Source organism: Streptomyces sp. AF1A, assembly GCF_047340315.1.
GTDB lineage: Bacteria > Actinomycetota > Actinomycetes > Streptomycetales > Streptomycetaceae > Streptomyces.
The window spans coordinates 1-4,725 of the sequence record NZ_JBLEBI010000299.1; the positions used below are offsets into that span (position 1 = coordinate 1).

5 protein-coding genes are annotated in these 4,725 nt (G+C 71.9%); 1 reads left to right on the forward strand and 4 read right to left on the reverse strand.

Annotation, left to right across the window (positions count from 1 at the left end; translation table 11 throughout):
* Nucleotides 1-266 precede the first annotated feature (266 nt).
* Nucleotides 267-1,718 (forward strand): purine-cytosine permease family protein, encoded by a 1,452-nt coding sequence (locus ACLU3S_RS35920; RefSeq protein WP_413956168.1) that lies wholly within the window; start codon nt 267-269, stop codon nt 1,716-1,718.
* 25 nt (nt 1,719-1,743) lie between these two features.
* Here ACLU3S_RS35920 and ACLU3S_RS35925 read toward each other — a convergent pair whose 3' ends face one another.
* From ACLU3S_RS35925 to ACLU3S_RS35940, 4 genes are all read right to left on the reverse strand, one after another.
* Nucleotides 1,744-2,454: a GntR family transcriptional regulator gene (locus tag ACLU3S_RS35925; protein WP_413956169.1), complete on the reverse strand. Its 711-nt coding sequence runs from the start codon at nt 2,452-2,454 to the stop codon at nt 1,744-1,746.
* Between the two features lie 9 nt (nt 2,455-2,463).
* On the reverse strand, nt 2,464-3,465 hold the full coding sequence (locus ACLU3S_RS35930) for a proline racemase family protein (protein ID WP_413956170.1): 1,002 nt from the start codon (nt 3,463-3,465) through the stop codon (nt 2,464-2,466).
* A gap of 22 nt (nt 3,466-3,487) precedes the next feature.
* On the reverse strand, nt 3,488-4,384 hold the full coding sequence (locus ACLU3S_RS35935; protein WP_413956171.1) for a dihydrodipicolinate synthase family protein: 897 nt from the start codon (nt 4,382-4,384) through the stop codon (nt 3,488-3,490).
* A partial coding sequence (locus ACLU3S_RS35940; protein ID WP_413956172.1) for a (2Fe-2S)-binding protein occupies nt 4,381-4,725 on the reverse strand: 345 nt, incomplete at its 5' end. The genes ACLU3S_RS35940 and ACLU3S_RS35935, both read right to left, overlap by 4 nt.

Consider the following 4,725-nt stretch of genomic DNA (forward strand, 5'->3'; position numbering starts at 1 on the left):
CCCTCACCGGAGCGGTACATGCCGACCTCCTGACACCGCCCCGGTCGCGACCACGGCGTGACCGCGCGATCGGGGCACAAGGCCCATGCCTCGATTGTCGCATCGCAGCCCGCCGAGGGCCCGGCACCAGCCGGCGGTCAGGCCCGCTGCCGCGGCCGGCGACCCGGCGGCCGGCTCCGTCGATCTTTCCGGCTGCGCGGGGGCGTCACCGCAGCTCCACCGGGGCAGAATGTGACGCGAGAGACAGGGCGGGCTCGGGAGGCGGCATGGGCACATCAGCGGAGCCGAAAGTGTCCGGGCTGGAGGTGCGGTCCATCGACTACGTGCCTCTGGACGAGCGGCACGGCAAGCTGGGGCACCTGGGCCCGCTGTGGTTCATGTCGAACGCGCAGATCGCCACGCTGGCCGTGGGGCTGATCAGCATCACCTCGGGCGGCAATCTCATCTGGTCGCTGCTGGCCATCGTCTCCGGCACCGTCATCGGCACCTTCTTCATGGCCTTCCACTCCGCCCAGGGTCCGCAGCTGGGGCTGCCGCAGATGATCCAGTCGCGGCCCCAGTTCGGCTATGTCGGCGCTCTCCTGGTGTGGCTCTTCGCGTATGTGCAGTACGCGGGGTTCAACGTCTTCAACAGCATCCTCGCCGCCGACTCCCTGCACACCACGCTGCACGGAGGCGTGAAGCTGTGGGTGATCGTGGTCACCGTGGTCGCCCTGGTCATCGCGCTGGTGGGCTACGACGTCATCCACAAGGCCGAGCGGTTCCTGACGTACACCTTCCTGCTCATCTTCGGGGTGTTCACGGTCGGCGTCCTGGTCACCCTGCACTACCCGGCGGGCTCCTTCGACCTCGGCGCCTTCAGACTGACGCCGTTCCTCGCCCAGTTCGGCGTGGTCGCCGGCTACCAGATCAGCTGGGCCATCTACGTCTCCGACTACTCCCGCTACCTCCCGCCGGACGTCACGGTCCGCAAGACCTTCTACTGGACGTACTTCGGCTCCGCGCTCGGCGGCACCTGGCTCATGGTGCTCGGCTCGCTGCTGGCCGCCTGGGCGGGCAAGGACTTCGACACCATCAGGTCCATCAACGCCGCCGGCGACGAGGTCTTCGACGGCTTCGGCGCCGTCGTGCTGCTGTTCGCCGCCCTGGGCCTGGTGTCCGTCACCGCCCTGAACATGTACGGCGGCTCGCTCACCCTCATCAGCGGCATCGACTCCTTCAAGCGGGTCCGCCCGACGCTCGCCGTACGTCTGCTCACCCTCGGCCTGACCGCGGCGCTCTCCCTGGTCGGCGCGCTCGCCGCCACCGCAAACTTCCTGCAGAACTTCAACGACTTCCTGCTGCTGGTCCTCTACCTGTTCATCCCCTGGACCGCGGTGAACCTCATGGACTACTACGTGGTGCGCCGCGGCCACTACGCCATCGCGGAGATCTTCAACCCCCACGGCATCTACGGCCGTTGGGGCTGGCACGGCATCATCTCCTACCTGGTCGGCTTCGTCGTCATGATCCCGTTCTTCTCCGTCGGCACCCTCTTCGTCGGCCCCGCCGCGAAGGCGCTGGGCGGCGCCGACATCTCCCTGTTCATCGGGCTGCCGGTGTCCGCGGTGCTGTACTGGTGGCTGACCCGCTCCATCGACGTCGACGCCGAGACCCGGCTGGCCCAGGCGGAGGCGGCGGCCCTGGAGCAGGCGGCGCACGAGCACCGGGAGCCGTGATCCGGGTCCCCGGCCGGCGCGCCTTTCAGTCGCCGGCCCCATCCCCCGCCGCCCAGAGGCCCCGGACGTGGCCCAGGTGCCGGGTCATGACGGCGTGGACGCTCTTCTCGTCGCGGTCCAGCAGGGCGTCCAGGAGTTCCAGGTGCTCCTCGGCGGAGGAGAGCAGGCGGCCCGCCTCGACCAGGGTGGTGAGGCCGTACAGGCGGGAGCGGCCGCGCAGGTCGGCGACCACCTCGACCAGGTGGGCGTTGCCCGCCAGGGCGAGCAGACCGAGGTGGAATCGGGTGTCGGCCTCGACGTAGGCGATGAGGTCGCCGGCCGCCGCGGCGGTGACGATCTCCCGGGCCGCGGGGCGCAGCGCCTCCAGGGAGACCCGGTCGGCCGTGCGCGCCAGCGCGACGACGGTGGGGATCTCGATGAGCGCGCGGATGTGCGTGTACTCGTCCAACTGCCGGTCGGAGACGGCGGTGACCCGGAAGCCCTTGTTCGGCACGGTGGCGACCAGGCCCTCCTTCGCCAGGTCGAGCATCGCCTCCCGGACGGGTGTCGCCGAGACGCCGAACCGCGCGGCGAGCGAGGGCGCCGAGTACACCTCGCCCGGACGCAGTTCGCCCGCTATCAGCGCGGCCCGCAGCGCGTCCGCGACCCGCTCGCGGTAGCTGCTCCGCCGGCCGCCCAGACGGGGGAGCGAGGCGGGAGCCTCCCCCTGCCGCGGCCTCTGTGCCATGTCACGCATCACGCGAGTCTAAAGGACGAACCCGTGCGGGAACGGATCGGTGGGGTCCAGCAGATACTGCGCGGTGCCCGTGATCCATGCCCGCCCGGTGAAGCTCGGCAGCACGGCCGGGACCCCCGCGATCCGCGTCGTACCGAGCAGCCGTCCGGTGAAGCGGGTGCCGATGAAGGACTCGTTCACGAACTCGGTGTGCAGCGGGAGTTCGCCGCGCGCGTGGAGTTGCGCCATGCGCGCGCTGGTCCCCGTGCCGCAGGGCGAACGGTCGAACCAGCCCGGGTGGATGACCATCGCGTGCCGGGAGTGCCGGGCGGTGGCGCCGGGCGCGTACAGGTGGACGTGGTGGCAGCCGCGGATGGACGGGTCCGCCGGGTGCACCGGCTCCGCCTCGGAGTTGATCGCCCGCATCAGCGCCAGGCCGGCCGCGAGGACGTCCTCCTTGCGGGAGCGGTCGAAGGGCAGGTCGAACGTGTCGAGGGGGAGGATCGCGTAGAAGTTGCCGCCGTAGGCGAGGTCGTAGGTGACCGTGCGGCCGTCGGGCAGGGTGATGGTGCGGTCCAGGGCGACCGCGAACGACGGGACGTTGCGCAGCGTCACGCTCCGCGCCGCGCCGTCCTCCACCGCGACCTCGGCGACCACCACCCCCGCCGGGGTGTCCAGGCGGATGGTGGTCACCGGCTCCACGACCTCCACCATCCCGGTCTCGACCAGTACGGTCGCCACCCCGATCGTGCCGTGCCCGCACATCGGCAGGCAGCCCGAGACCTCGACGTAGACGACGCCCCAGTCGCAGTCCGCGCGGCTCGGCGGCTGCAGGACGGCCCCGCTCATCGCGGAGTGGCCGCGCGGCTCGTTCACCAGCAACTGCCTGATGTGGTCGAGGTGGTCCCGGAAGTACAGCCGCCGTTCGTTCATCGTCGCACCGGGTACCGTGCCGATGCCGCCGGTGATCACCCGGGTCGGCATGCCCTCGGTGTGCGAGTCGACGGCGTGCAGGACGAGCTTGCTGCGCATGATCCGGCTCCCTTGTGAGCGCCTAGGCGAGACCCGCGGCGACGGCCTTCTCGGTGGCCGCCCGTACCTCGGCCGCCTGCTCGGGCAGCAGCGGCACGCGCGGCGGGCGCACTGGGCCGCCGTACCGGCCGACGACGTCCATGGACAGCTTGATCGCCTGGACGAACTCCACCCGGGAGTCCCAGCGCAGCAGCGGATGCAGTTGCCGGTACAGCGGGAGGGCGGTGCTCAGGTCGCCGGCCACGGCCGCCCGGTACAGCTCGGCCGAGGCCCGCGGGAACGCGTTCGGGTACCCGGCCACCCAGCCCTGCGCGCCCGCCACCGCCAACTCCAGCAGCACGTCGTCCGCACCGGCCAGCAGGTCCAGTTCCGGGGCGAGTTCGGCGATGCGGTAGGCGCGGCGCACATCGCCGGAGAACTCCTTGACGGCGTGGACGTACCCCTCGCCGTGCAGCCGGGCGAGGAGCTCGGGCACCAGGTCCACCTTGGTGTCGACCGGGTTGTTGTACGCCACCACGGGCAGCCCGGTCCGGGCCACCTCCGCGTAGTGGGCGAGGACCGAACGCTCGTCGGCGCGATAGGCGTTGGGCGGCAGCAGCATCACCGACGCGCAGCCGGCCTCACCCGCCTGCTCGGCCCAGCGCCGGGCCTCGGCCGAGCCGTAGGCGGCGACGCCCGGCATCACCCGCGCGCCGCCGACCGCGGCGACGGCGGTCCGCACCACCCGGGCGCGCTCCTTCGCGGTGAGCGTCTGGTACTCGCCGAGGGAGCCGTTCGGCACGACGCCGTCGCAGCCGCTGCGCACCAGCCAGGCGCAGTGCTCGGCGTAGCGGTCGTGATCGACGCAGAGGTCGTCGCGCAGGGGGAGTGCGGTGGCGACGAGGATGCCGCGCCAGGGGCGGTGTTCCGGTCGGGTCATGGCTGATCCCTGTCAGTCGGGTGAGACACATCACTGATGGTGCTCGCGGCGTGGTCCGGCTTCTCCTCGGGCAGGTCGGCCAGGACCCCGAGCGGCACCGGCCGCGCGAACGGCCGGCGTCCCGGGGTGAGCGCGCAGCCGGTCAGGCCCGCCACCGCGGGCGCGCACATCCGGCTCTGGCACCAGCCCATCCCGGCGCGGCTGAGCAGCTTCACGGAACGCAGGTCCGTGGCGCCGAGGGCGTCGACGGCCGTGCGGACCTGCCCGGCGGTGACCTCCTCGCAGCGGCACACCACCGTGTCGTCCGGGACGCCGTCCGCCCAACCGGCGGGCGGGGCGTA

What these genes read in the sequence shown, in the direction of transcription:
- ACLU3S_RS35920 (WP_413956168.1), top strand. Translation starts at nt 267, where the DNA reads ATGGGCACATCAGCGGAGCCGAAAGTGTCCGGGCTGGAGGTGCGGTCC.
- ACLU3S_RS35925 (WP_413956169.1), bottom strand. Translation starts at nt 2,454, where the DNA reads ATGCGTGACATGGCACAGAGGCCGCGGCAGGGGGAGGCTCCCGCCTCG.
- ACLU3S_RS35930 (WP_413956170.1), bottom strand. Translation starts at nt 3,465, where the DNA reads ATGCGCAGCAAGCTCGTCCTGCACGCCGTCGACTCGCACACCGAGGGC.
- ACLU3S_RS35935 (WP_413956171.1), bottom strand. Translation starts at nt 4,384, where the DNA reads ATGACCCGACCGGAACACCGCCCCTGGCGCGGCATCCTCGTCGCCACC.